Raw genomic sequence first — 22,619 nt, 5'->3', positions numbered from 1 at the left:
GCATCGCACCGGCCGGCTTCGAGATCGACTGGAACAAGGTGATCTTCAAGATGCTCAACCTCAAGGGCATCTATGGCCGCGAGATGTTCGAGACCTGGTACAAGATGATCGCCTTCGTGCAGGGCGGCCTCGACCTTGCCCCCGTCATCACCCACCGCATCAAGATCGACGAGTTCCGCGACGGCTTTCAGGCCATGCGCTCCGGCAATTCCGGAAAGGTCGTCATGGACTGGTAGGGCCGCAAGGGCCGGCGTACCCCGTGAGGGTCGGCGGTTCAGTTGGCGAGGCCGAACTGGATCTCGATCTCGTGATAGCGGGCGCCCTGGCCCGCCCAGCGGTGGTAAATCTCGCGGCTCTCGCCGGAGAAATTGTGCCTGGACATCTCGATCTTTGCGACCAGCGGCGCGTAGCCCTGGGTGAAAAGGCTGCGCATCGGACCCTGGTGCAGCGTGGACGCCACCATGATCGGCTCCAGTTCGATCAGATCGAGCGCGCCGCGATAATCCTTGCCGCCCGTGACCGGGCGGCAGATGCGCCAGTCGAACGGCGTCTTGGCGTTTTTCGGTAGATCGTTCGCGATGAAGATCCAGGGACCTGCGGGCATCATTCCTGCACGTTCCATCTCCGCCTCGATGAGAGGCGCCAGCATGGCGCTCTCCGTCTTGACGTCTGGAATGGTGAGCCGCCGACCGATCGATAACACCCGCATGGCGTCGGTTTCCTTGATGAGCATTCGAGCCTCCGTTTCGGTGCGAAGGTCCTGCGCGATCAGGTCAAGCGCAAGCAAAAAGCCGGAATAATCTTGCGATTTTTTCTCGACAATGGGCTCCTTCGGGAATCGTTTTGCGTGCACATGCCTGGCTGCCGCCTGCGCTTGCTTGAAGGCAGGGAGGCTCTATCTTGATGGCAGTGGCGACGTCGTCGCACCGGGAAGTAGAGGAGATGCATGCATGCGTTATGAGGGAAGCTGTCATTGCGGCAAGATCGCCTTCGAGGTGGAAGGGGAATTTGGCGAAGCGATCGACTGCAATTGCTCGCTCTGCCGCCGTCGCGGCGGACTGCTCGCCTTCGTTGCCCGCGACAAGCTGACGCTGACGACGCCGGAAGCGGACCTCTCGACCTATGTCTTCAACAAGCATGTGATCCAGCACCGGTTCTGCGACACCTGCGGAATCGCGCCATTCGGTGAGGGCGACGGGCCGCGTGGGAAGATGGCGGCGATCAACCTGCGCTGCCTGCCGGAGTTCGATATCGAGGCGGTGAAAGTCGTCAAATACGACGGCCGGTCGGTTTAGGACCGGACCGAAAAATGCAGTCCTGGTTGCGCGTGCGCATATGGCACAACGAGACCTTGCCGATTAAATTGTTGCTACCCTTGTCTTTTGGCGGGCAGCGCCTACATCTTCAGCGGAAGCTGATAAACCCCAAAAAGCGACAGGAACGGTGATTTTTACCGAATCATCCGGTTTTTCAGCGGAAATGCTTGACGGGATCGAAAATTCTGGGAATCACCATTTCCGAATAAGAAATGGCGAGATGACACGGCGGTTAGGGAATCATGCCAGAGACGTTTCAGTGGCAGGACTGTCGGAGCTTGTCCGCTTTGCCACGAGTACACTCGTGGTTAAACAGGAATTAAACATCATCCCGTTACGTCAGGGGAAATGATTCGGTGGCGGGTGCGCGGCGCACCCGGACCTTCGAGCGGCATTGGCACCGGGCTCACGCCGGTTGCGACAAGGAAAGCGACGAACTAAATGGCAACCAAAGTCAAAGAAAACGAAGAAGCTGACGTAGAACGCGAAGGCGCTCCGGACGGCCCGCTTCTCGATCTTTCCGATGACGCTGTCAAGAAGATGATCAAGGCTGCCAAGAAGCGCGGCTACGTGACGATGGACGAGCTGAACTCCGTCCTTCCGTCCGAGGAAGTCACCTCCGAACAGATCGAAGACACGATGGCGATGCTGTCCGACATGGGCATCAACGTGATCGAGGACGAGGAAGCCGAAGAAGCTGCCGGCGGCGGCGACGATGAGGCCAGCGACGACGATAACGAAAGCGAAGGCGGCGAACTGGCCCCTTCCAGCGGTACTTCGCTTGCGACCAGCAAGAAGAAGGAACCGACTGATCGCACCGACGACCCGGTTCGCATGTACCTGCGCGAAATGGGTTCGGTCGAGCTTCTGTCGCGCGAAGGCGAAATCGCGATTGCCAAGCGCATCGAGGCTGGCCGCGAGACAATGATCGCCGGTCTCTGTGAGAGCCCGCTGACCTTCCAGGCGCTGATTATCTGGCGCGACGAACTGAACGAAGGCCAGACGCTTCTGCGCGAGATCATCGATCTCGAGACCACCTATTCCGGTCCCGAGGCCAAGGCTGCTCCGCAGTTCCAGAGCCCGGAAAAGATCGAGGCCGACCGCAAGGCTGCCGAGGAAAAGGAAAAGACCCGCAAGGTTCGCTCGCCTGCCAACGACGACGACATCACCAATGTCGGCGGCGATGTCATGCCGGCCGAGGAGGAAGAGGAAGACGACGACGAGTCGAACCTCTCGCTCGCCGCCATGGAAGCGGAACTGCGCCCGCAGGTCATGGAAACCCTCGACATCATCGCGGAGACCTACAAGAAGCTGCGCAAGCTGCAGGACCAGCAGGTGGAAGCCCGCCTTGCTGCCACCGGCACGCTGTCGCCCGCCCAGGAGCGCCGCTACAAGGAACTCAAGGACGAGCTGATCAAGGCGGTCAAGTCGCTGTCGCTCAACCAGAACCGCGTCGACAGCCTGGTCGAGCAGCTCTACGACATCTCCAAGCGCCTGATGCAGAACGAAGGCCGCCTGCTGCGTCTTGCAGAATCCTACGGCGTCAAGCGCGACTCGTTCCTGGAGCAGTATTCGGGAGCAGAACTTGATCCGAACTGGATGAAGTCGATCAGCAACCTGGCCGGCAAGGGCTGGAAGGAATTCGCCAAGAGCGAAAACCAGACGATCCGCGACATCCGCCAGGAGATCCAGAATCTGGCCACGGAAACCGGCATCTCGATCGCCGAGTTCCGCCGCATCGTTTCGATGGTGCAGAAGGGCGAGCGCGAAGCGCGTATCGCCAAGAAGGAAATGGTCGAAGCGAACCTGCGCCTCGTCATCTCCATCGCCAAGAAGTACACCAACCGCGGCCTGCAGTTCCTCGATCTCATCCAGGAAGGCAACATCGGCCTGATGAAGGCGGTCGACAAGTTCGAATACCGCCGCGGTTACAAGTTCTCGACCTATGCCACCTGGTGGATCCGTCAGGCGATCACCCGGTCGATCGCCGACCAGGCCCGCACGATCCGCATCCCGGTGCACATGATCGAAACGATCAACAAGATCGTCCGCACCTCGCGCCAGATGTTGCACGAGATCGGCCGCGAGCCGACGCCGGAAGAACTGGCCGAAAAGCTCGCCATGCCGCTCGAAAAGGTCCGCAAGGTCCTGAAGATCGCCAAGGAGCCGATCTCGCTCGAAACGCCTGTCGGTGACGAAGAGGATTCGCACCTCGGCGATTTCATCGAGGACAAGAACGCACTGCTGCCGATCGACGCCGCCATCCAGGCGAACCTGCGCGAGACAACCACCCGCGTTCTCGCTTCGCTGACGCCGCGCGAAGAGCGCGTTCTGCGCATGCGCTTCGGCATCGGCATGAACACCGACCACACGCTTGAAGAGGTCGGCCAGCAGTTCTCGGTTACCCGCGAACGTATCCGTCAGATCGAAGCGAAGGCGCTCCGCAAGCTCAAGCATCCGAGCCGCTCCAGGAAGCTCAGAAGCTTCCTCGACAGCTAAAGTCGGGTACATGGAAAGATCGAAAGCCGGGCCACGTGCCCGGCTTTTTCGTTTCCGCCTCACCCATGCGATTTATTGTGGGCGCTTTCGCCGGGGAGTATAGTCGCCCCTTCGCAGTAATCTGGGGCACCCCGTCTTGTACGCGGGAGCAATCGCACCGCGGGCGTGAAGCGTGCCCCCGTGGAGGTGTCAGATGACGACGTATGTCATGCTCCTCAACTGGACCGAGCAGGGCGTCAAGAATGTGCGTGATTCCCCGAAGAGGCTCGACCTCGCACGGAATGTGCTCGGCGAGATGGGCGGCTCCTTCAAGCATTTCTTCCTGACCATGGGTGACTACGACATGGTGGCCATCGTCGAAGCGCCTGACGATGCGGTGGCCGCACGCTTCGCGCTCACGCTTGGCATGGCCGGCAATGTGCGCTCGACGACGCTGAAAGCCTTCCCTGAGGCTGCCTATCGCGAACTGATTGCCTCGCTTGGATGAACAGCCGGTGTTGCGGCCGTGAGGATAATCGCGGCCACAACGCCAGATGCCTCGTTCACGGCGCACCGTTTCCCGAGAGGATGCGGGCCGCGCCGCGCATGGCGTTGCGAAAGGCGTCGTCAAAGCTGATGCCGCTCAACTGCCAACGGTAACGCTTGCCGCCCGCGTCCATCTGCCATTGGGCGATCCAGCCACGGGCGGCGTCGGACCAGACGAGCGTGCCGAGGAGCGGCACGTCGCCGTCGGTTTGTGTCACGGGTGAAAAGAGCTGCGCCGGATCCGCTTGCGGCAGGGTGTCGAGCGCGGGTTTCCGGGCGGTTACGGTCGCCGCATCCGGCAGCACGGTCGAAAGCGCCAGCGGCTTTGCAGCTGCCTCAAGCGAATCCGCCATATAGGGGCTTTCACTGCCGTCGCGTGTCAGCACGAAGCGGCGCTTCTGGTCCTTGACCGCCAGCCATACGGCGATCGCCGGGCGAGGGGAGAGCCATGGCTTGCGGCGGAGTTCTGCGAGAAGCGGATCCAGTGTTGCTGGCGGGTACCGGCAGGTGAGGTCATGCGGGCGGTCGTGCGTGCCCTGTTCGTCATGGATCGGGATGCCTTCGAGGCGATCGTGGTAGGAGAAGGTCGAGACGAAGCTGCCGGCCTTTGCCTCCGCTGCAGCAAACCGGGGCGCCTCTGTGATCGTCGGATCGCCGGATAGTTTGACGAGCACTTCACGCAGGCATTCGCGAAAACCGATCTCACGATTGGCCTCACCCGTGCCGGTGACGATCGCGTCACTGCGATAAAGCGCGTCGATATCTGCCGCCCCGGCGTTGCAGAGAAGCGCCGCTACGAGCGCCGTGACCGTCGCTCTTTTCCGGATCAGTTTGCCGGCGGCAGGACGCAACTGAGATCGCCCTCCTCACAGCTCAGATAGGTCTTGAAGTCGGCGACGCGCTTCTGTGTGCGATCGTCGCGGCATTCAAGCGTGATCATCGGCTGGGCGGAGCCGCCGGCAACGCCCGAGCTTGCGAAATCGCATTCGGCATCGCGATAGGCGATCCAGGCCCTTTGCGCGGCAACCAGCAGCTTCGTCTTGTCGGCATCGTCCTTCAGGCGTCCCTGGATTTGCTTGTAAAGGGCGTTCAGTTCGGCGTCGGAGGCCTTCAGCGCCTTGTCGGCGCAGACATTCATCGTCGCCTGGTCGCTCGCATCGGCGCATTCGTCGGCGCGCGCAAGGCCAGTCGCGGCGAACAAGCCCGTGAAGGCGAGCACCATCAAGGCGGATATTTTCATCGATACGCTCCTTTGCGCCCTATGGCTGGCGCTGCATGTCTCCCGTGGATCGTAAAACCTCCGGTGGCGAAAGTTCAATGGCCGGGCCTTCGATGGTTCTCCTTTGAATCAAAAGAGATCCTTAAGGTTTACGTTTTATCAATCTCTGGAGCGCCGCGGCCCCGACGGGCGGCCCGTGGTGTTCGAGCATTTTTCCCGCGGCATTGCCTTGCGCGCAATCGCCGTGCTGCGGGGAAGCAAGAGGTTCTGCGATGCGTTGCGTATTTGTCGTCGTCCTCCTGTTGCTGGCCGGCTGCGGAACGGTGCCGAGAGACACCCGGAATGCCTGCGCGGTTTTCGAGCAGCAAGATGGCCTTTTCAACAATTGGCGCCGGGAAGCCTATAGCGCCCAGCGTGAATACGGCGTGCCCGTGCCGATCCTGATGGCGACGATCTACACCGAATCCGGCTTCCGCCATAATGCCCGTCCGCCACGCACCAAGCTTTTCGGCTTCATCCCCTGGACGCGCGCTTCGACAGCATACGGCTATTCCCAGGCGCTCGACGGCACCTGGGCGCGCTATCAGAGCGAGACCGGCCGCTGGGCAGCGCGGCGTTCGGACTTCGGCGACGCGATCCGCTTCATCGCCTGGTACCATCGCGAAAGTGCCCAGCGGAACGGCATCGCCCTCAACGACGCCTACAGGCTCTACATCGCCTATTACCATGGCCACGGCGGCTATTCCCGAGGCAACTGGAGCGATACGGCCAAGAACGGCGCCAAGCGGGCGGCCGGCATGGCCCAGGTCTACAGCAAGCAGCTCAGAGGCTGCGGCAGCTGACGCCGCAGCCCGGTTGAGCCGGCGCCAGGGGACCGTTCTTCCGCTTAACCAGCGGCTGCGCGATCAAGTTCCGCGACATCGATCTTCACCATGCCCATCATCGCCTGCTGGGCGCGGGCCGCACGCGCCGGATCAGGATCGCCGAGGTGACGCATCAGGGCGTCCGGGATGATCTGCCAGGAAAGACCGAACCTGTCCTTCAGCCAGCCGCAATGCTGCGGCGTGCCGCCGTCCAAGAGCCTTTCCCAGAAGTAGTCGACTTCCGCCTGGTCGGAGCAGCGTAGGAAGAACGACACGGCCTCGCTGAACTTGAAATGCGGCCCGCCGTTGAGCCCCATGAAGTGCTGCCCCTCGATCTCGAAGGACGCGGTAAAGGCCCTGCCGTCGGGGCCCCGCTTCACGTCGGTGATGCGGGTGTTGCGGAAAATGGCGGTGTAGAAAGCGATGGCGTCCTCCAGCTGATCGTCGAACCAGAGAAACGGCGTGATCTTCTGCATGGGTGTCTCCCGATTTGGATGCTACCGGCCAAGGACGAACGGGGAAGCGCGGTTCCGACAAAAGCAGCGCCGCACTTGAAAGAAAATTCCGTCCCGATGTCGGAACTCTTGGCCGTCCTGCGTCCTATGCTCGTAGAACGAACAAAGGAGACTATGTCGATGACCTATGTGGATGGCTTTATCGTTGCCGTGCCGAAGGCGAATATCGAGGCCTACAAGGCGATGGCGAAGGCGGCGGGTGCGGTGTGGATGGAGCACGGCGCGCTCGCCTACAACGAATGCCTGGCGGATGACGCGCCCTATGGCGAAGTGACGTCCTTTCCCCGCTCGGTGCAGGCCAAGGACGATGAGACGGTGGTGTTCTCCTGGATCACCTACAAGTCCCGCGCCGAGCGCGACGCGATCGTTGCCAAGGTCATGGCCGATCCGCGGCTGCAGGGCGATGCCTGGAAGCAGGTGTTCGACGGCAAGCGCATGATCTATGGCGGCTTCGAGACCTTCCTGGAGATGTAGGCACGCCACCGCGACGGATTGCGGCAGATCGCCTTGGACCGGGAACGGTCCGGGGATAAAAGCATTGGGCATATCAACGGGTCGCACCCCCTCTCGGGCGGATGCGACCGCCTGCCGGAGGCCTTCATGCCGCAAACGCGCATCACCATCGCCACCCATGGCCAGGGGCTCTATGAATTTACCGACGAGGCGGCGGCCTTCGTACGCGCCAACGCCGACGGCGAGGGGCTGCTCACGGTCTTCGTGCGGCACACCTCCTGTTCGCTTCTCATCCAGGAAAACGCCGACCCGGACGTGAAGCGCGATCTGGACGCCTTTTTCCGCCGCCTCGTGCCGCCTTCCTCGGATCCCTCCATGCGCTGGATCGTGCACACCCAGGAAGGCCCCGACGATATGCCGGCACATATCAAGGCGGCGTTGACGCCGGTATCGCTCGGCATTCCCGTCAGTGGTGGCCGGATGCTCACCGGCACCTGGCAGGGGCTCTACCTCTTCGAGCATCGCGACCGCCCGCATCGCCGCGAGATCGTCCTGCATCTTTCCGCCTGATTGGCCGGCGTCGGCGATTGAACGGCGGCGCAAGGGTTCTAGATAAAGGGGCGAGAGCAAGGGCTTGGGAACCGGCCTTCGAGGCTAGGGAGGAACCGGAATGACCGACGCACAGACGATTGCCAGCGGCTTTATCGAGGCGCTGAACCAGCGGGATTTCGAGGCGCTGGCGCGGCTCGTGCATGAGGACATCGAACTCGATTCGCTGACCGGCCAACGCACCGTCGGCGTCGGCCCCTTGCGCGCCTGGCTGATGAACTATCTGCGCCGATTCGACGAGCAGTTCGGAGACGTGGTGCTGATGCGCGATGCCTTCGGCCAGCGCGTGGCCGCCGATTTGACGGTACGGGGCACCTACCGCGAGACCATGGAAGGCTTTCCCCCTGCGACTGGCCAGAGCTACTCCATTCCCAGCGTGCTCGTCTTCGAGATCGAGGACGGCGCCATCACCCGCCTCAGCCATTATCGCAATATTCGCGTCTTTGAGCGGGCGCTTGCCGGCTGAGCGACGCGTAGCCGACCGCTCCTGACGGTCGCGCCCCTTCATTTTCAAGTTTTCTTACTGACCGCCGGATGACCGATCATGTCTTGATCGGGAAAATACCGGCGCGAATCACCTCTGGCACGCCGATGGCGGCGGCTGATTCGCCGCTTGTCCAAGCGCAGGCGAAGGCGCGTCCCAGCGCCTTGGCCGTGGTCAAAGCCCTTCGAAATACTTGTTTATAAGCAATACCTTATCGACTGTGACTTGCACGAAAGTCTCCTCCACGCGCGTGTGGTCATCACGTTCTGGCAATCTGAACGTCCCATGAACATCGGGTTCCGCTGTCGTTCAGCTTGGCGACCCTATTCTCTGATCAATCGCTTGGGACGGTGATTGCCCCTCGAACCCTTCAAGCTTGGAGAGATCTTATGAAGAACCGCCTTTTTAACGCCGCTGCCGCCGCCGTCATCGGACTTACCGGCCTGCTGGGTGCCGCCTCCACCGCTTCGGCGGAATCGATCGAATTCGGTTTCGGCCCGCGCGGCGGCGTCGACGTCCAGTATCGCGACTACGACGGCGGCTACGGTGACGAGCGCGACTGGGGTCGCGGCCGTGACCGCCACTGGGACCGTGACCGCCGCGGCCGTTGCGCGCCCTGGATGGCCGTCGACAAGGCCCGCGATCGTGGACTCCGCCGCGCCTATGTCGCCGACGTCTCTTCGCGCCGCGTCGTCGTCGAAGGCCGTCGCCACGGCCAACGCCAGACGATCGTGTTTGCGAACGCCCGCGGCTGCCCGACGATCGGCCGCTGGTAACATCTAAGCAATCTTCCCGCCTCGTCTTCCCCGGCCGGCGGAAGAATGGCCCCTCATGCCAAGGCATGGGGGGCTTTTTGTTTGACGCCGCAGCGACCAAGGGGGGCGCCGGTTGCGCGCAGCCCTGGTCGGGACGCGTGAACGAAGCGAAGTGGATCAGGCCGACAGCGCGGTCCACACGTGCGAATCGTCCGCTCGGGCGATCGTCGTGTCAGGCACCGTAGTTGCCGAACCGACGGCAAGGCTCCGGCCGGTTTGCCCTCTAGCATTGCCAGACGAATGAACGCGCGGCGCAATTCCATCGCGGACTCTGCGGCCTAGGCGTCGGCTGATCTTCTTCAGACCAGATCCAGCCCATGTGTCAGCCATCGCCCGGAATACCTGCCAAGGATCTCCTCGACCGAACACTCGGAACCAACGATCCATGCGATGTGGCTGGAGGTCCGCTTTAGCGGCGAAGATGACGAGGACGTGGAGGCGAGGGCGACGCCAGGCGGAGATCGCGGAGCGGTCGCGGGCGATGCCGCAGGGCGAGGGGCGGCAGCAAATCGCGCGCGGGAAGCGATGTCAAAGCAGGTGCCGGCAAATTTAAGCCTGGAGGTCGGACGGCATTCAGCGCCGGGCCCGGTCTTAGTCGAGTGCATCGCGAGCACCAGCGCCCAAAAGAAAAGCCCCCGGCACCGATCCTTGGCACCAGGGGCGTTCGATCGTTGAACGCCCGCGCTTGGCCGCGGGCGTTGCTGACAAGCCTTACTGCTTGATTTCGAAGGTCACGTTGACCGTCACGTTGTAGCTGTTTTCGCCGGTTGCGACCGGAACGGCGTCGGCGGCATATTCCTTGGCCATGCCGGCGCGCATCATCGGCACCGGCTCGGGGCGGAAGCCCTGCTCGGAGATGTTGACGATCTTGCCGACCGAGACGTCGGCCGCTTCGGCCAGCACCTTGGCCTTTTCAACGGCATCGGCAACGGCTGCCTTGCGCGCTTCGGTGATCACGGCTTCCGGCTTGTCGTTGGTGAACTGTACGCCGCCACCCTGGTTGACGCCGAGCGAAACCGACTTGTCGATCACTTCGCCGAGCTTGGCGAGATCGCGAACGCGGACGCTGACGCCGTTCGTCACCTGGTAGCCGATCAACTCCGGCGCGCGGTTGCTGCCGTCGGTGTTGGTCGGGTAGCTGTATTGCGGGTTGAGCATGAAGCCGCTCGTCTGCAGGTCGCGATCGGCAATGCCGCCGTCCTTCAGCGCCTTCAGCACTTCGGCCATGGTCTTGTTGTTGGCGTCCAGCGCTTCACGCGCGGTCTTGCCATCCTTGACGACGCTCAGCTGCAGGACTGCCATGTCCGGCGCGGTCGTCGCGCGGCCTTCGCCGGCAACGACGATGGTGGCCTTGTCCTTGTCCGTCTCCTGCGCCTGAGCGGCGGCAACGCCAGCAAAAGCTGCGGCGAAGGCGGCGATCGAAAGCGTGCGGGCAGTGCGTGTGGAAATCATCTTCAATGTCTCTCCGGTTGTTCCGTCCCAAGCGTCTTCTTGGCTATCGATTGTGTGAGCATTGCGGCAATGGCTTGTCCGCAAAAAGGTTTTCCGCTAGAGCCTTGGCCACCCGCAAACTGCCATTGGTTCGCGGGCCTGGATCACGACGGTGCCACGCCTCGTTCAGAAGCGCAAAGGTCACCGTAGCACTTAAAGTTGCTGCCCCGTGTCTTATCCCTGGACCGTTACGGTTTAAGGACAGGAGCGGATCCAGAGTGGGCCTGTAGCTCAATGGTTAGAGCCGGCGGCTCATAACCGCTTGGTTGGGGGTTCGAGTCCCTCCGGGCCCACCAGTCACTTGCGAACATTGAATTTTCTAGGTTTTCTGGCTGATTTTTGCCCAGATTTGATGTGCGCGCACGTTTGGGGCACTTCCAGCGATTTTGTTACGACGCGAAATTGCGCACGGCATGTTCCGCCAACGTCGGATAATCCAACTCTCTTCCTCGTGGTTTCTGCTAGGATTGCCGGCCAGGCAGCAATGGAGAATTTCGATGGCTGGTCCGGGCGCGGAAATGGTGCGAATCGTACGTCGCAACAAGCTGGTTGGCTTTTGGGCGGCGGAGAAACTGGCCCTTGCCGGCGAAAATGCCAAGACCTACTCGGATGGTCTTGCGATGGCGGCACTGGACGTCGAACGCAGCGACATTCTTGCGATCATTCGAAGAGACTTTGACGCGGCAGGCGTGGTCCAGTCGGACGACGACATTCTGGCGGTCATGAACGTCTGCTGGCTGGAGGCGGGAAAACGAACAAAGGGGTCAGACGGCAGCGATGCAGCGCTGGTGCAGATTGCACGCCACCTCATGCAAGGATCGTGAGCGACGATCCTCTCCGGCGCAACAGCTATTCGGGTGCCACGAACGTCGATGCCGGCAAGCTGCTGGTCAACGGCAACCAGTCGATTGCAACCGGACTGACGACGGTTGGTTCTGGCGCGGTGCTCGGCGGCAACGGCACGATCGGCGGCAGCGTCGTCGTGAACGACGCGGCACGCTGGCGCTCGGCAACAGCCCGGGAACTTTGACGATCAATGGAAATGTCGCTCGCTGCCGCTTCCTTCGTCGATTTCGAATCCGGCCAGACCAATGTCGCCGGTGGCGCGCTCAACGATCTTGTCGATGTCGGTGGCAACCTGGTACTCGACGGCACGCTCAACGTTTCCGTCCCCTCCGGCGGCAGCTTCGGCGCCGGCATCTACCGGGTCTTCAAATGCGGCGGCACGCTGACCAACATTGGTCTACAAAGCGCTCGCCTGTCACGACCGCTTTGTCAGGACATACCCTTTCCGAGGCCACGTTCGCAGTTGTCTCCGCTAACGCGGCCAGATCCTTAGCCGGAAGCGGGGATGGCCCGGGGCTTCATCGTGGCCCTCGGGGTGCTCGAGTTTTCCAGTGCCGAAAGTGCCGCGGCGTCCCATTGGGAGAGGATATGTTCGGCGTCGTAGCGTCTGACATTGGCTTCGGCGTTGGCCGCGAGACGGGCGCGCAGGGTCTCGTCGCCCATCAGGTTGGAGAGGGCTTCGGCCAGGGCGTTGATGTCGCCGTTTTCGACGAGAATGCCGTCGTCGCCGTTGGCAATCATGTCGGTCGGGCCCCATTCGCAGGCGAAGGAGACGACGGGGAGGCCTGCGGCCATCGCTTCAAGCAGGGCGATGCCCCAGCCTTCGTAGCGGGATGACAGGACGAAGAGGTCGGCGGTTTCGACCCAGAGACCGGGTTTCGCGGTGACGCCGGGCATTTCCACCCGGTCGGCCAATCCGAGCGCGTTGCGCTGGGCTTCCAGCGCTTTTCTCGCCTCGCCTTCGCCCCAGATGACGAGCTTCCATTCGGGGTGGTCGCTGGCCACCTTTGCGAAGGCTTCGAGCAGCAGATCGAAGCCCTTTTGCTCAGTCAGGCGCCCGACGGCGGTGAGCACATTGTTGCCGCGCTTCTTTTGCCAGCCGTCGGGCAGATTGATCGCATTGGCGATCACCCGGCTGGAGCGGCGAACATTCGGCGGGAAATAGTCCAGCGCACCCTTGGTCATCGTCACCAGCGCAAAGGCGCGCGGGTAGAGACGAAGCTGCAGCCATTTCCAGAAGGGGCCGAAGGGCTGCACCGCCGGGTTGTTGCGCTCGGACACGATCACCGGAAGCCTGAGGCCTCGTGTTGCGAGCAGCGTCAACACGTTCGTGCGCGTCAGGAAGCTCAGGACGAAGTCGGGACGGGTGCGGCTGATCGTGGAGCGCAGTCGGTAGAGCCGCCTTGCCACCAGCCAGGCGGCTCGCAGCTTGCCAGCCTTCTGAACCGGCACGTCGAGCCGCTCGATGGTGACGCGCGGATCGAGCCTGTAATAGGGTTCGGAGGTCGGCGCTTCGAGTGTAATCACCGTGACGGTGCAGCCGAGGCGGGCCCAGTGGCTGGCAACGAGACTGACGACGTGCTCGGTGCCGCCGGCGCCGAGTGCAGAAACAATGATGGTTATGCGCGCGCCAGCGATGCCGGCGGCTCCGACGATGTCGGCACCTGTATCTTGATCCAATTTGGATTGCCCCTCGCTCTCCGCTTTCTATTATTAACAACTCCTTAAATTCGCGCAATGGGACTTTCGCAGTGTGGTAAATGCGCTGGCGAACAGCCGATCGCGGCTGGCCGGCGCGCAGTTCGTATGTCCCATCGGCAAGGCAAGACCAGACGTTCGAAGGCCTCAGCCTGTGCAATGGGCGCCGAGGATGGGGCGGGTTGAAGCGGCGCGCGGGGGAAGGTGTCGTCTCTGGGAATACCGGGCGGCTGGTGCTCGCAGGGGCTACCGTGCGCGCAAAAAAATGCCCGCGGGAGGCGGGCAGTTTTGGAGTGGGCGCATACGCTCAAACATGTTGCGCCTCGCTCCAAGGTGGCCGTCAGAGGTCAAGGATCCGTAAATGCGCGATAGCTAAAAATAGCGAATGGCAGCGGCCCGTCGTCCCCGCCAGCCGCCGCCGTCCGGATTCCAGCGGAGAACCGGTGGCTGGGGTCGATTTTTTGTCCGGGGACATCAGCCGTAGCATTGGCCGGATATTGCCACCGGGCGTGGTGGCGCGGAAGCGGCAGAGACGGATCGCCGTTCGCCGATGCCGTGATACAGGGGGCCCGGCAAGCCTTTGCTTTTCCGTATTTGTTTCGCTCATAGCCCGCGCCGATGCCTGCGTCCGCCGTCCGCAAGGCGTCGATGTTCGCCAGCGCAGGGCGAAAGCGGCGGCACAACCATGGCGGAATCTCTAAGAAAGGAATTGTTAATTTAAGCAATGAATAATGAAAAAGGGGGTTGAAGATCGCCGCCTTTTCGCCCAAAGGAAGCCCCAGGCGGCTGGACCGCTATTCGAAAGGACGTTTATGCGAATCAAAACCGCATGTGCCGGCGTAGGCCGCACCGCCGTTTCGGGTTTCAAGTTTCTCGTACCGACGACATCAGTTCTAAGCCTCCTGCTTCTGTCCGCCGGCTGCTCGTCGACGGTCGTCAGCGAAACGCCGCTGTTTGCATCGGGCCATTCGAGTGCCTATGCGAGCCCTTCGATCAAGGTCCGCAAGGAAGAGAAGCAGCTGAAGATCGCCGAGGCGGATGAAGACATCGTCGAGCCGGCACCGACGCGCAGGCGCACGGCAACCTACCTCGGCCGCGCGCCCTATATCTGCTCGCCGAGCGGCTTCGGGCGCACGTCGCACTGTTTCCTCAGAGCCTCGCTCTAACGGTCTGTCGCGTTCGGGAAGGCAGGCGCAATCGATCATGGAGACGGGGCGGTTGCCAGCCTTGGCGGCGGCCTTTTTGCCATCCGGGCATGACGCCCACGGCCTCGCGATCGCACCGGCTTCCAGCGCGCAGCAAGCCATGTCTGGTTTTATGCGGTGCCAGATGTGGCACGCCGGAGAAAATCGTTGCCTATTGCTGTCCCAAGATCGGTCCTCGGTGCTGGCGCGCTGGCGCTTCTGGCGGTTGCCGGAGTCACGCCGGGTCGCGCGCAGGATTCCGTAGACGGTATCGACCGGTCGCTGACGACCGCCGCCATCACGCCTGAGGCAAGGGAGCGGGAAACACGCACGGTCGAAATCGGTGTTTACGATCCGCATGATGCGGTCGCATCCAGCGACGCGCTGACACTCGAGCATGTCTTCGTCTACTGGCAGAAGCCGGATCGGGCGCAGCTGAAACGGAAGTTCGCAAATGCCGCGCGACAGGGGCGGGCGCTGATGCTTTCGGTCGAGCCCTATACCCATGCCGCCGACTGGCGCGCCGGCGGCAACCGGCTGTTTGCCGATATCGGCAAGGGCCGCTTCGATCGCGAGATTACCGATATTTGCACGCGCGCCGCCGACTTCCGCGGGCGGGTCTACGTTCGCTGGGGCCATGAGATGGAAGAGCCCGGCGAGCGCTATCCCTGGGCGCGGCGCGACAGCGAAGGCTACAAGACGGCGTTCCGCTACTTCGTCAGCAAGTGCCGGGAACTCGCGCCGGCCGCCCGCTACGTCTGGTCGCCGAAGGGCCATCGCAATCTCGCGGCCTATTATCCGGGCGACGATGTCGTCGATGCGATCGGCATCCCTGTCTGGGGCCTGCAGAAGATGGACGTCGACTATTGGGGCCGCGAGCGTCGCTTCGGCGAAGCGCTCAAGGAAAAGTACCAGCGCGTTTCGCGTTACCGCAAGCCCGTGATCGTTGCCGAACTCGGGGTCTCCGGCTCGGCCGATTACAAGCGTGCATGGTATGCCGAAATCCTGGATCAGCAGACCTACCGCCAGGCCTTCCCGCTTCTGACGACCGTCGTCTTCTTCAACGACAAGGAGCCGTACAAGTGGCCGCTCGGTTACGGAGCGCCGGACTGGCGGCTCGACAAGGCGGCGCTCAAGGCGCTTGCCGACCGTGGACCGAAGGAAGCGGCCGAACTCGCCGACTGATCGCCGCGCGTGGCATGAAATCTTGCTGATCGCAGCTGAGGTGCTTTCGGTCGGGGCGATGCGCCGATCGTCCTTCGGCGCATCGTGAAAGCTTCAAACTCCGAGCCCTTGATATCCCGGATCACCTTTGCGGTTCCGGATCATCCCGGTCGCCCGGATCAGGCCAGCAACAGGCCCGATTCCCGGGCGGCTGCGGCAAAGCAGCGGCTCGCCCGGTCCGTACTCGTCAATCCATCCAGCGCATCCAGGCAGCGCCTGAGGGCTGCGCGATATTCCCGGCCACGACGGCCCGGCCACTGCCTGAGCAGTTCCACGGCTTCGAACACCGTTCTGACCACGGTCTGCCGTCGTGCCGAAAGTTTCAGGGGGATGGGAGTGGGAAAGAGTTTCTCGCTCATTGCATTCCTCGTTCACAGTCTTTTCGAGCGAGAGGGCAACGCGAGAGCAGCGGGATGGTTCCATGTTGTCGACCGATTTTATTCGCGCTGACGGCAGGCGAGTTCTCTCCGGCTTTGCGAACCTGATCTTTTGGTTGCGTCGCTTTTGCCGACGGCGGACGAAGGGAGGTCCGGCGGGAGCTCCATCGAGCTCGGACCGGTGTTGAAAAGCTTTGAAAATCCAGGCCCGGCGCAGGTGGCGGCACTAGAGTTCCAGCGCTGCCTTGAGGTCGGTCGACTTCAAAACGCGCAGGTCGAGGTCGGCTTCGATATGGTCGATGTGGTGGACCATCAGCCGCGCGGCCGCGTCGATGTCGCCACGCTCGATCGCGTTGACGATCTCGTCGTGTTCGCTGTGGCCGCAGCTCGAAACGGTCGATTGTCCGTAAAGCGCGATGACCAGCGAGGAGCGGGCGACGAGCTCGTCCATGAAGCGGCGCAGAATGGTGTTGCCCGAGAGGTCGGCAAGCGCCAGGTGGAAATCGCCCGATGCCTTGATTTCCGCACGACGGGCCGATTGACCCCGCTGTTCGGTCAGTTGGCGCTCGGCTGCCAGCATGCGCCTGAGTTCGGAAAGCTCCGCCTTGCCGATCTGGGCGGCGGCGGCGCGCACGACGCCGGGCTCGATCAGCCGGCGGGTCGCAAAGATCTGGCGCGCCTCGTCGATCGAAGGGTGCGCAACAAAGGCGCCGCGGTTCTTCTCGACGTTGACGAGGCCCTCATAGGACAGCGCCTGCAGGGCGGCGCGCACCAGCGTTCGGCTGACGTTGAAGAGTTCGCCGACGTCGCTTTCCGAAAGCTTGGTGCCAGGCGCAAGCCGCCGCTCGACGATCGCATCGCGCAATGTATCGCGGATGTGCTGACTGCCGGTGTCGGTGGTCGGGTCTGTGGCCAGTTCGGCCTGATGGGGCGTGGTGGTCAAGGACATGAATCGATCCGCGAAGCAACGCGCCATCTTATCGTCGGACGAAGCGAAGGGAAACGACAATCTGACGCGCAAAGGTTGCGGGGCATCGTCAGGTCGAGCGAGGCTACTTGTCGAGCTCCGGATAGACCCGGTCGAGGAAGCCCGGTCGCAATTTCTCGCCGATCAGGCAATCGGGCGCCGGGAAGGCATCGACATAGCGTATGGTCGGCGGTGGTGGCAGGCCGCTGACTTCGAGCACCAGTTTCTGGCGGATCGCGATGGAGAAATCTTCGGGCTCGTGAACCGGCAGCACGAAGGAGCCGGGGCCGCCGATGACACATTCGGCATAATATTGGTCAAGCGGGCCGGTCGAAACCGACGGGCGAATGAGGATAGCAAGCCCGTTGATGGTGATGCCGCGCGTGATCGCGATCTCGCGGGCTGGAAGCACCGGCGGGCCGATGTTGTTCGGCCCGTCGCCGGAGATGTCGATGACCCTTCGCACGCCGCTGAACGCGTTGGAATCGATCAGCGCCGTGCCATAGGTAATGGCGTTGGAGATGGAGGTGCCGCGGCGTGTGCCGACCGGCCGCGCTTCGATCAGCTTGGCGAAGGCGTCGGCGTCGGCGGCATTGTCGATGACCTTCCAGGCGACAACGGAGGACTCGTTCACCGTTCCGGCCCATTCGAAATAGCCGATGGCGATCTTGCCCAGCTGGCCGCTTTCGACCGCATCAAGGAAGTCGCGATGCCGGAGTGCCTCGACATAGCCGGCCCGCTGAATGCGGGCCTCGTCGAGATCCATCGATCCGGACATGTCGACCGCCAGGATCAGTTCGACGTCGACATTCGTCGCCTCGGCGGTCGATGGGCTCGGGCCACCACTCAATGAAAGGAGTAACGCCAACACGCTCAACATCGCTTCAACCAGTCATTGCGCGCGGTCAGATTAGAAGACTGTAACACAAGATTGGATTTCGGCGACCGTTTGGGTGTAGTTGGCCTTCACTAAAGAGTGATTTTGCCGGGTCCTGCATGAGGCCGGATGTCGGACAGGAAAGGCGAAATGCCGCAGCGTACGGAAAATACTGAGCGATTTCAGATCGATCGATTGCAGCAGACGGCGTTCGGGTATTTCCTCGAACATTCGGATCCGGTCACCGGACTGATCGCCGACACCGCGTTGCCGGGCGCGCCGGCGAGCATCGCTGCGACCGGCTTCGGCCTTTCCTGCTATCCGATCGGCGTCGAGCGCGGCTGGCTTTCGCGCAGCGATGCGGCGCGGCGGGTGGCGACGACGCTGCGCTTCCTTGTCCAAAGCCCGCAGTCCCGCCACCGGCAGGCGACCGGCTATCGCGGCTTCTACCATCACTTCCTCGACATGCGGACCGGCGAGCGCACGTGGCAGAGCGAGCTTTCGACCGTCGATACGGCGCTGCTGATCGCCGGCTGCCTGACCGCCTCTGCATATTTTTCCGGTAGGGATGCGGACGAATGCGAGATCCGCGCGCTTGCCGATCTGCTCTATGCGCGGGTCGACTGGCGCTGGGCGCTCAATCGGGGCGACACGCTGACGATGGGCTGGCGGCCGCCGGGGCGGTTCTTGAAGCATCGCTGGCGGGGTTACAGCGAAGCGCTGCTGCTCTATGTGCTGGCACTCGGCGCGCCCGACCATTCGATCGAACCGGAGCACTATGCGGCCTTTGCCGAGGGCCATGACTGGATCCCGGTCGACGGCCGGCCGCATCTGCATGCGGCCCCACTCTTCATCCATCTCTTTCCGCAGGCCTGGCTCGATCTACGCGGGCTTTCCGACCGGCCGATGCGGGAGCGGGGGACGGATTATTTCGAGAATACCCGACGCGCCATTGCCTTGCAGCGGGACCATGCGCGCTCCAATCCCGGCGGTTTCGCCGGATATGGCGAGGACCTGTGGGGCCTGAGCGCCTGCCATGCGCCCCGCGGCCGGCTGCGGCTTGCGGATGGGCGCCAGCAGCGGCTTTTCGGCTATGTGAACCGCGGCGCACCCTACGGCCTTGATGACGGCACGCTGGTGCCCTGGGCGCCGCTTGCCTGCCTGCCGTTCGAGCCGGATGCGGCGCAGGCCTCCCTCGTGCATATGGCAGACAGTTATCCGGGACTTCTGAGCGAAGGGCGCTTTCCCGGCGGCTTCAACCCGAGCCTGGCCGCCGGCGCAGGCCCGGAGGGCTGGATCGATGCGCGGGTCGTCGGTCTTGACCAGGGCCTCGTTGTCATGATGATCGAGAACTGGCAAAGCGGCCTTAGCTGGGCACTGATGCGCAGCATGCCGGCGATCCGCCTCGGCCTTGAACGGGCGGGCTTCGACGGTGGCTGGCTGCAGGAGGGGGAAGGCGCGTGTGGTAATCCGCCCGCATCCCGCGCCAGAGGATGAGAATGGACGACGGAGACGGCATGCGCTTGAACGACCACCGGCCGACAGCGGAGACCGCGGCGTTTGCGCCGCAGGCGCTGGCCGTCGCCGACCATCTGCGTGCCCAGTTTCCCGAGGCTGCCGTCTCGCTCGGGCCGGCGGCCAGTGATTTCAGCGCGCCGGGCGACTTCTGGGCTGCGGGCAGCGCTGGCCTTGAGGCGGGGCTCGCCTATCAGGATTTCTTCGGGGTCGGCATGACCGACCGGATCCGGGCGGCGCATCTGATCGCCTTCTATAGCCGCCAGCTGAGCGTAGTCCTTGGCGCGTTCCATCTCGGCGCCGGGTTGCAGGCGGAGGTGGCCGGCATTCGTTTCGAGGATTGGATGCGGCTTCACCGTGGCGTCGAAATCGCGGGCAAGCGCTATCATTTTCGCCTGCATCCGCCGGCCACGGAGCGCCAGGGTGGCGAAGGCGTCAGCGCATTCGAACAGGGCTTCATCGCCCATCTGGCACCCGTCGTTGCGGTTCTGAAAGCGCGAGCAGGGCTGTCGAGCGGGGCGCAATGGCGGCTCGCGGCCGATGCCCTGGCCGGCGCGTTCCTGGAAATCGGCCGCGCGATCGGCGACGAGGCGCGCGGCATGGCCGAGGCGCTGGCGATCGTCAAACGACCGGGTTCGCGGCTCTACTCAGAGGAGCTCTGCTACGAGCAGATCGCGGCTCTCGATCCGGCAAGCGGCGCTGAGCTGTCGCGCCAGTATCGGATCCGTTGCGGCTGCTGTCTCTACTTCAAGACGGAAGGGGGCAGTTTCTGCGACTCTTGCGTGCTGCTGGAGCCGGAAGATCGCCGCGCGCGGCTGGCGGCGCATCTCATGCAAAACGGCGGGACCTGAACCCCGCCGTCGCTTTGCTGACGATCTGTGATCTGTGATCAGTGATCACTGTGCCTTGACGAAGCGCTCGTTGATGAAGCCGGAGACGACGCCGAGCACGATCCAGAAGGCAAGCGTGGTGGCGAGTGCGGCAACCGCAAACTCGGCGCCGAGCACGGCCGGAACGTTGCTGGTGATATCGAGCGGCTGCGGCGCGCCGTAGACATGGGGTGCTGCGATCGCCACCAGGCCTGCGACCTTGGAGACGATCTCCTCGCGCAGGACGACGAGATAGAGGCCGACGGCGGAGAGCGCCACGGTCACCAGCCACCAGGTCTGGCGGTCGCCGAGTTCGGCTGCCGGAAAGCCCGGCAGTTCCGGCGGTAGACCGATCGCCGGCAGCATGTGCACGGCAAGCCAGCCGCAGGCGCCCCACAGCGCGCCGTTCCTGAGCGTGATCGGGTAGCCGATCACCAGGCTGACGCCGGCGAGCAGCAGGCCGAAGCCGGAACCTGTCACGAGGTTCGCCATCAGCGTGCCGGAGAAGCGGCTCATGCCGAACATGATGCCGCCTTCCTCATGCTCGCCCTCATGGGCATAGGCCGGGGTGATCGGCGACAAAGCGTCGAGGAAAGCGCCGAACGGCGACACGGCTTTGAGCGACGAATGCTGGTCGTGGTTTTCTGCGGCCGGCTGTGCCGCACCCGGCTGGGCGGCGGGCTGTTCGGTAGCGGCCGGTGCCTCGCCTTCGAATTCTTCTGCATGCAGGATCAGCGGTGTGACGCGCAGTTCCTGGGCGCCGGTCATGAAGACACCGGCAATCAATCCAGCCACGATCGCGGCCAGAAGCGTTCTGACAATCATCTTGAAATCCCTCGATAACGACAAAAGCCACGCCCTGTGGCGTGGTCCTCGAGCCTTCCCATTTTCCCTATGCTGCGGATGGCCTTCGCGCGCCGGAAAAACCGGGATGCACGCAGGCCTCCATCCGGCTCGGGCCGGATGCGTTCAGGTCCGCAGATTGTTCGATGCGGAACGTTGTTCACGTTCCGGCGCATCGGTCAGTGGCAGGGGAAGCCGTAGGAGTGGCGGGTGTCGTGCGCCGTGTCGTGCAGCACTGCCGAGTTGGCAAGGCCGGCGCCAAAGACGAGGAATGCGCCGATGAAGAGCGCGATGACGCCAGCGGTCAGACGATCGCTGAGGGAGAGCGGGGTGCTCGAAATGGTAGACGTAGCCATGACAACCTCCGTGATGGCATCGGGAAATTCCCGGTTGGGCCCTATGCCCGTATCGAGTGGCAGGTTTCCTGGCTCACGGCGTTGGGCTCGATGCCCTCGATCTGCCTCGCCTTCCCAGCTCGGCCGCCCTCTCGCGGTCTTGCCAGTGGCTTCTTCCGGATCGCTCCGGAACGGTGGATCGACGTCGCTCTACAGTCGCGGGGTCGGCCGTGATTTGAATGCCCAGCTTGGGTCCATCCGTCACATTCCCGTTTACTCCCGAAACACGTTCGCGTCCCGGGAACCAATCGATCCCAGATGATTAGGATTGTGTCATGGAGTTGTCAATTGAGTGCGCGCCGCCGCGCGGTCCATCCGCGACAAAATCCTTGATGGTCATGCGTTTGTAGGCTTCGACGATCTGGTCACCCTCGGCCCGGTCGACCGAGACTGCAAGTCGCATGGTGCAGTCGCCGAGATGCATGATCAGGAAGGCGGCGTTGTCGATCTCTTCGCGCGGCGTCTCCGGCACAAGGCGGGCCCAGACATCGGCAAGCAGCTTTCCGCCGGCGCGGCTTTGCGCAAGATCGATCTCGCGCAGTGCCTTGTCGGCCTGCATCGCCGACCAGATGTCGCGCATGACCGGCTCGGCGAGGAACATGTCGTAGTAGATGTCGAACAGCAGCGAGAAGGCGTCGCGCAGTTCGGCTATCGACGTGACCTTGGCCAGTTCGGCCGTGATGCACTCGTTGCAGACCGCATTGTAGCGCTCGGCCAGCGTGCGCACGATTGCCGCCTTGTCGGGGAAGTACTGATAAAGCGATCCGATCGAAATCCCAGCCTTTTCAGCGACTTCGCTCATGCGCATGGCGTCGCTGCCCTTCTCCTGGATGAGCGCCGTCGCGCAGGCAAGGATCTGCTCGACGCGCTCGCGGCTGCGCTTCTGGCTCGGCGTCCGGCGCAGCGCAGGCTCGTCGTCGGCGGGAAGCGTGGCGGGACTTGCATCTGGAATCATGAGTAATGCTCACATTTTGACTTGACTCCTAAAATACGAGGATTTATCACATTTGCAAATGTGAGAGATGCTCATGTTTG

At 62.9% G+C, this 22,619-nt stretch carries 28 protein-coding genes, 1 tRNA gene, 1 pseudogene and 1 riboswitch; of the genes and pseudogenes, 17 read left to right on the top strand and 13 right to left on the bottom strand.

Going from position 1 to position 22,619, the window contains the following annotated elements:
* Positions 1-236: pseudogene (tdh, locus tag IB279_RS13640) on the top strand (L-threonine 3-dehydrogenase); the annotation flags it as partial.
* A 38-nt stretch (positions 237-274) separates the two neighbouring features.
* On the opposite strand, the gene IB279_RS13635 reads toward tdh, so the two are convergent.
* The gene (locus IB279_RS13635) at positions 275-733 is read right to left on the bottom strand and encodes a hypothetical protein (RefSeq protein ID WP_060516152.1); all 459 of its coding nucleotides are present in this window, start codon (positions 731-733) and stop codon (positions 275-277) included.
* 217 nt (positions 734-950) lie between these two features.
* Between IB279_RS13635 and IB279_RS13630 the strand changes: the two genes are divergently transcribed.
* From IB279_RS13630 to IB279_RS13620, 3 genes are all read left to right on the top strand, one after another.
* Complete coding sequence (locus tag IB279_RS13630; protein ID WP_060515845.1) at positions 951-1,295, top strand: GFA family protein; 345 nt, start codon at positions 951-953, stop codon at positions 1,293-1,295.
* Positions 1,296-1,757: 462 nt separating this feature from the next.
* Positions 1,758-3,815: an RNA polymerase sigma factor RpoD gene (gene rpoD, locus IB279_RS13625; protein ID WP_034803439.1), complete on the top strand. Its 2,058-nt coding sequence runs from the start codon at positions 1,758-1,760 to the stop codon at positions 3,813-3,815.
* 193 nt (positions 3,816-4,008) lie between these two features.
* Entirely contained in the window at positions 4,009-4,302 is a 294-nt protein-coding gene (locus IB279_RS13620; protein ID WP_034803438.1) for a GYD domain-containing protein, read from the top strand.
* A 55-nt stretch (positions 4,303-4,357) separates the two neighbouring features.
* Here the strand turns inward: IB279_RS13620 and IB279_RS13615 are convergent, their stop codons facing one another.
* Positions 4,358-5,191: a DUF2066 domain-containing protein gene (locus IB279_RS13615; protein ID WP_112773377.1), complete on the bottom strand. Its 834-nt coding sequence runs from the start codon at positions 5,189-5,191 to the stop codon at positions 4,358-4,360.
* Positions 5,167-5,580 (bottom strand): lysozyme inhibitor LprI family protein, encoded by a 414-nt coding sequence (locus tag IB279_RS13610; protein ID WP_082572739.1) that lies wholly within the window; start codon positions 5,578-5,580, stop codon positions 5,167-5,169. Before IB279_RS13610 ends, IB279_RS13615 begins: the two co-directional genes overlap by 25 nt.
* Positions 5,581-5,831: 251 nt before the next feature.
* Between IB279_RS13610 and IB279_RS13605 the strand changes: the two genes are divergently transcribed.
* The gene (locus tag IB279_RS13605) at positions 5,832-6,401 is read left to right on the top strand and encodes a membrane protein (protein ID WP_034803436.1); all 570 of its coding nucleotides are present in this window, start codon (positions 5,832-5,834) and stop codon (positions 6,399-6,401) included.
* 44 nt (positions 6,402-6,445) lie between these two features.
* On the opposite strand, the gene IB279_RS13600 is transcribed toward IB279_RS13605, so the two are convergent.
* Positions 6,446-6,898, bottom strand: coding sequence for a VOC family protein (locus IB279_RS13600; protein WP_112773378.1), 453 nt, complete (start codon positions 6,896-6,898; stop codon positions 6,446-6,448).
* 159 nt (positions 6,899-7,057) lie between these two features.
* Here IB279_RS13600 and IB279_RS13595 point away from each other — a divergent pair, with 159 nt between their 5' ends.
* From IB279_RS13595 to IB279_RS13580, 4 genes are all read left to right on the top strand, one after another.
* Positions 7,058-7,411 carry a DUF1428 domain-containing protein gene (locus tag IB279_RS13595; RefSeq protein ID WP_060515848.1) on the top strand — a complete coding sequence of 118 codons (354 nt, stop codon included), beginning with the start codon at positions 7,058-7,060 and terminating at the stop codon, positions 7,409-7,411.
* Between the two features lie 126 nt (positions 7,412-7,537).
* On the top strand, positions 7,538-7,960 hold the full coding sequence (locus IB279_RS13590) for a secondary thiamine-phosphate synthase enzyme YjbQ (RefSeq protein WP_060516154.1): 423 nt from the start codon (positions 7,538-7,540) through the stop codon (positions 7,958-7,960).
* A gap of 100 nt (positions 7,961-8,060) precedes the next feature.
* A complete protein-coding gene (locus IB279_RS13585; protein ID WP_034803432.1) occupies positions 8,061-8,465 on the top strand; it encodes a ketosteroid isomerase-related protein in 405 nt (134 codons plus the stop codon).
* A gap of 407 nt (positions 8,466-8,872) precedes the next feature.
* A complete protein-coding gene (locus IB279_RS13580; protein ID WP_034803430.1) occupies positions 8,873-9,259 on the top strand; it encodes a hypothetical protein in 387 nt (128 codons plus the stop codon).
* A gap of 750 nt (positions 9,260-10,009) precedes the next feature.
* Here IB279_RS13580 and IB279_RS13575 read toward each other — a convergent pair.
* The gene (locus tag IB279_RS13575; protein WP_112773381.1) at positions 10,010-10,750 is read right to left on the bottom strand and encodes an SIMPL domain-containing protein; all 741 of its coding nucleotides are present in this window, start codon (positions 10,748-10,750) and stop codon (positions 10,010-10,012) included.
* Positions 10,751-11,009: 259 nt separating this feature from the next.
* Here IB279_RS13575 and IB279_RS13570 point away from each other — a divergent pair.
* From IB279_RS13570 to IB279_RS13555, 4 genes are all read left to right on the top strand, one after another.
* Positions 11,010-11,085 (top strand) — tRNA-Ile (locus IB279_RS13570).
* Positions 11,086-11,286: 201 nt separating this feature from the next.
* Positions 11,287-11,613, top strand: a complete 327-nt coding sequence (locus IB279_RS13565; RefSeq protein ID WP_060515850.1) for an ATPase inhibitor subunit zeta — start codon at positions 11,287-11,289, stop codon at positions 11,611-11,613.
* Positions 11,610-11,819 (top strand): hypothetical protein, encoded by a 210-nt coding sequence (locus IB279_RS13560; protein WP_112773379.1) that lies wholly within the window; start codon positions 11,610-11,612, stop codon positions 11,817-11,819. The genes IB279_RS13565 and IB279_RS13560 overlap by 4 nt, the downstream gene beginning before the upstream one ends.
* A 6-nt stretch (positions 11,820-11,825) precedes the next feature.
* Positions 11,826-12,128 (top strand): hypothetical protein, encoded by a 303-nt coding sequence (locus IB279_RS13555; protein ID WP_112773380.1) that lies wholly within the window; start codon positions 11,826-11,828, stop codon positions 12,126-12,128.
* On the opposite strand, the gene IB279_RS13550 is transcribed toward IB279_RS13555, so the two are convergent.
* Together IB279_RS13550 and IB279_RS13545 are read right to left on the bottom strand one after the other, a co-directional pair.
* On the bottom strand, positions 12,125-13,315 hold the full coding sequence (locus tag IB279_RS13550; protein ID WP_192339248.1) for a glycosyltransferase family 4 protein: 1,191 nt from the start codon (positions 13,313-13,315) through the stop codon (positions 12,125-12,127). The genes IB279_RS13555 and IB279_RS13550 overlap by 4 nt on opposite strands.
* 365 nt (positions 13,316-13,680) lie before the next feature.
* Positions 13,681-14,103, bottom strand: coding sequence for a hypothetical protein (locus tag IB279_RS13545; RefSeq protein ID WP_146749521.1), 423 nt, complete (start codon positions 14,101-14,103; stop codon positions 13,681-13,683).
* A 42-nt stretch (positions 14,104-14,145) separates the two neighbouring features.
* On the opposite strand from IB279_RS13545, the gene IB279_RS13540 reads away from it, so the two are divergent.
* Positions 14,146-14,499, top strand: a complete 354-nt coding sequence (locus IB279_RS13540) for a hypothetical protein (RefSeq protein WP_034791958.1) — start codon at positions 14,146-14,148, stop codon at positions 14,497-14,499.
* A 186-nt stretch (positions 14,500-14,685) separates the two neighbouring features.
* A complete protein-coding gene (locus IB279_RS13535) occupies positions 14,686-15,702 on the top strand; it encodes a glycoside hydrolase family 26 protein (RefSeq protein ID WP_060582590.1) in 1,017 nt (338 codons plus the stop codon).
* A 158-nt stretch (positions 15,703-15,860) separates the two neighbouring features.
* On the opposite strand, the gene IB279_RS13530 is transcribed toward IB279_RS13535, so the two are convergent.
* The 3 genes from IB279_RS13530 to IB279_RS13520 form a co-directional block, all read right to left on the bottom strand.
* On the bottom strand, positions 15,861-16,100 hold the full coding sequence (locus IB279_RS13530; protein WP_034791960.1) for a DUF982 domain-containing protein: 240 nt from the start codon (positions 16,098-16,100) through the stop codon (positions 15,861-15,863).
* Positions 16,101-16,344: 244 nt separating this feature from the next.
* Positions 16,345-17,067, bottom strand: coding sequence for a GntR family transcriptional regulator (locus IB279_RS13525; RefSeq protein WP_060515854.1), 723 nt, complete (start codon positions 17,065-17,067; stop codon positions 16,345-16,347).
* Positions 17,068-17,170: 103 nt separating this feature from the next.
* A complete protein-coding gene (locus IB279_RS13520) occupies positions 17,171-17,965 on the bottom strand; it encodes a DUF1194 domain-containing protein (RefSeq protein WP_034791962.1) in 795 nt (264 codons plus the stop codon).
* Positions 17,966-18,112: 147 nt separating this feature from the next.
* Between IB279_RS13520 and IB279_RS13515 the strand changes: the two genes are divergently transcribed.
* Together IB279_RS13515 and IB279_RS13510 are read left to right on the top strand one after the other, a co-directional pair.
* Positions 18,113-19,459, top strand: coding sequence for a glucoamylase family protein (locus IB279_RS13515; protein ID WP_112771172.1), 1,347 nt, complete (start codon positions 18,113-18,115; stop codon positions 19,457-19,459).
* A gap of 2 nt (positions 19,460-19,461) precedes the next feature.
* Positions 19,462-20,328: a ferric iron reductase gene (locus IB279_RS13510; protein ID WP_234824427.1), complete on the top strand. Its 867-nt coding sequence runs from the start codon at positions 19,462-19,464 to the stop codon at positions 20,326-20,328.
* Positions 20,329-20,373: 45 nt separating this feature from the next.
* Here the strand turns inward: IB279_RS13510 and IB279_RS13505 are convergent, their stop codons facing one another.
* The 3 genes from IB279_RS13505 to IB279_RS13495 form a co-directional block, all read right to left on the bottom strand.
* On the bottom strand, positions 20,374-21,171 hold the full coding sequence (locus IB279_RS13505; RefSeq protein ID WP_034791964.1) for a CbtA family protein: 798 nt from the start codon (positions 21,169-21,171) through the stop codon (positions 20,374-20,376).
* 197 nt (positions 21,172-21,368) lie between these two features.
* Positions 21,369-21,545: a CbtB-domain containing protein gene (locus IB279_RS13500; protein ID WP_034791966.1), complete on the bottom strand. Its 177-nt coding sequence runs from the start codon at positions 21,543-21,545 to the stop codon at positions 21,369-21,371.
* Between the two features lie 40 nt (positions 21,546-21,585).
* A riboswitch (cobalamin riboswitch) is annotated at positions 21,586-21,848 on the bottom strand.
* On the bottom strand, positions 21,847-22,539 hold the full coding sequence (locus tag IB279_RS13495) for a TetR/AcrR family transcriptional regulator (protein ID WP_112771171.1): 693 nt from the start codon (positions 22,537-22,539) through the stop codon (positions 21,847-21,849). It overlaps the preceding riboswitch by 2 nt.
* Between the last annotated feature and the right edge of the window lie 80 nt (positions 22,540-22,619).

Source organism: Ensifer sp. ENS06 (assembly GCF_014852205.1).
GTDB classification, from domain to species: domain Bacteria; phylum Pseudomonadota; class Alphaproteobacteria; order Rhizobiales; family Rhizobiaceae; genus Ensifer; species Ensifer adhaerens.
Note: the sequence above shows the minus strand (reverse complement) of the source record. Positions and strands in the feature narration are given on the sequence as shown.

Excerpts from the sequence above, each read along its gene's own strand:
- IB279_RS13610 (WP_082572739.1), bottom strand. The coding sequence starts at position 5,580 with ATGAAAATATCCGCCTTGATGGTGCTCGCCTTCACGGGCTTGTTCGCC.
- IB279_RS13495 (WP_112771171.1), bottom strand. The coding sequence starts at position 22,539 with ATGATTCCAGATGCAAGTCCCGCCACGCTTCCCGCCGACGACGAGCCT.
- IB279_RS13575 (WP_112773381.1), bottom strand. The coding sequence starts at position 10,750 with ATGATTTCCACACGCACTGCCCGCACGCTTTCGATCGCCGCCTTCGCC.
- IB279_RS13505 (WP_034791964.1), bottom strand. The coding sequence starts at position 21,171 with ATGATTGTCAGAACGCTTCTGGCCGCGATCGTGGCTGGATTGATTGCC.
- IB279_RS13595 (WP_060515848.1), top strand. The coding sequence starts at position 7,058 with ATGACCTATGTGGATGGCTTTATCGTTGCCGTGCCGAAGGCGAATATC.
- IB279_RS13530 (WP_034791960.1), bottom strand. The coding sequence starts at position 16,100 with ATGAGCGAGAAACTCTTTCCCACTCCCATCCCCCTGAAACTTTCGGCA.
- IB279_RS13520 (WP_034791962.1), bottom strand. The coding sequence starts at position 17,965 with ATGTTGAGCGTGTTGGCGTTACTCCTTTCATTGAGTGGTGGCCCGAGC.
- IB279_RS13580 (WP_034803430.1), top strand. The coding sequence starts at position 8,873 with ATGAAGAACCGCCTTTTTAACGCCGCTGCCGCCGCCGTCATCGGACTT.
- IB279_RS13525 (WP_060515854.1), bottom strand. The coding sequence starts at position 17,067 with ATGTCCTTGACCACCACGCCCCATCAGGCCGAACTGGCCACAGACCCG.
- IB279_RS13635 (WP_060516152.1), bottom strand. The coding sequence starts at position 733 with ATGCTCATCAAGGAAACCGACGCCATGCGGGTGTTATCGATCGGTCGG.
- rpoD (WP_034803439.1), top strand. The coding sequence starts at position 1,758 with ATGGCAACCAAAGTCAAAGAAAACGAAGAAGCTGACGTAGAACGCGAA.
- IB279_RS13555 (WP_112773380.1), top strand. The coding sequence starts at position 11,826 with ATGGAAATGTCGCTCGCTGCCGCTTCCTTCGTCGATTTCGAATCCGGC.
- IB279_RS13565 (WP_060515850.1), top strand. The coding sequence starts at position 11,287 with ATGGCTGGTCCGGGCGCGGAAATGGTGCGAATCGTACGTCGCAACAAG.
- IB279_RS13600 (WP_112773378.1), bottom strand. The coding sequence starts at position 6,898 with ATGCAGAAGATCACGCCGTTTCTCTGGTTCGACGATCAGCTGGAGGAC.
- IB279_RS13585 (WP_034803432.1), top strand. The coding sequence starts at position 8,061 with ATGACCGACGCACAGACGATTGCCAGCGGCTTTATCGAGGCGCTGAAC.
- IB279_RS13515 (WP_112771172.1), top strand. The coding sequence starts at position 18,113 with ATGCCGCAGCGTACGGAAAATACTGAGCGATTTCAGATCGATCGATTG.
- IB279_RS13605 (WP_034803436.1), top strand. The coding sequence starts at position 5,832 with ATGCGTTGCGTATTTGTCGTCGTCCTCCTGTTGCTGGCCGGCTGCGGA.
- IB279_RS13540 (WP_034791958.1), top strand. The coding sequence starts at position 14,146 with ATGCGAATCAAAACCGCATGTGCCGGCGTAGGCCGCACCGCCGTTTCG.
- IB279_RS13510 (WP_234824427.1), top strand. The coding sequence starts at position 19,462 with ATGGACGACGGAGACGGCATGCGCTTGAACGACCACCGGCCGACAGCG.
- IB279_RS13590 (WP_060516154.1), top strand. The coding sequence starts at position 7,538 with ATGCCGCAAACGCGCATCACCATCGCCACCCATGGCCAGGGGCTCTAT.
- IB279_RS13620 (WP_034803438.1), top strand. The coding sequence starts at position 4,009 with ATGACGACGTATGTCATGCTCCTCAACTGGACCGAGCAGGGCGTCAAG.
- IB279_RS13500 (WP_034791966.1), bottom strand. The coding sequence starts at position 21,545 with ATGGCTACGTCTACCATTTCGAGCACCCCGCTCTCCCTCAGCGATCGT.
- IB279_RS13630 (WP_060515845.1), top strand. The coding sequence starts at position 951 with ATGCGTTATGAGGGAAGCTGTCATTGCGGCAAGATCGCCTTCGAGGTG.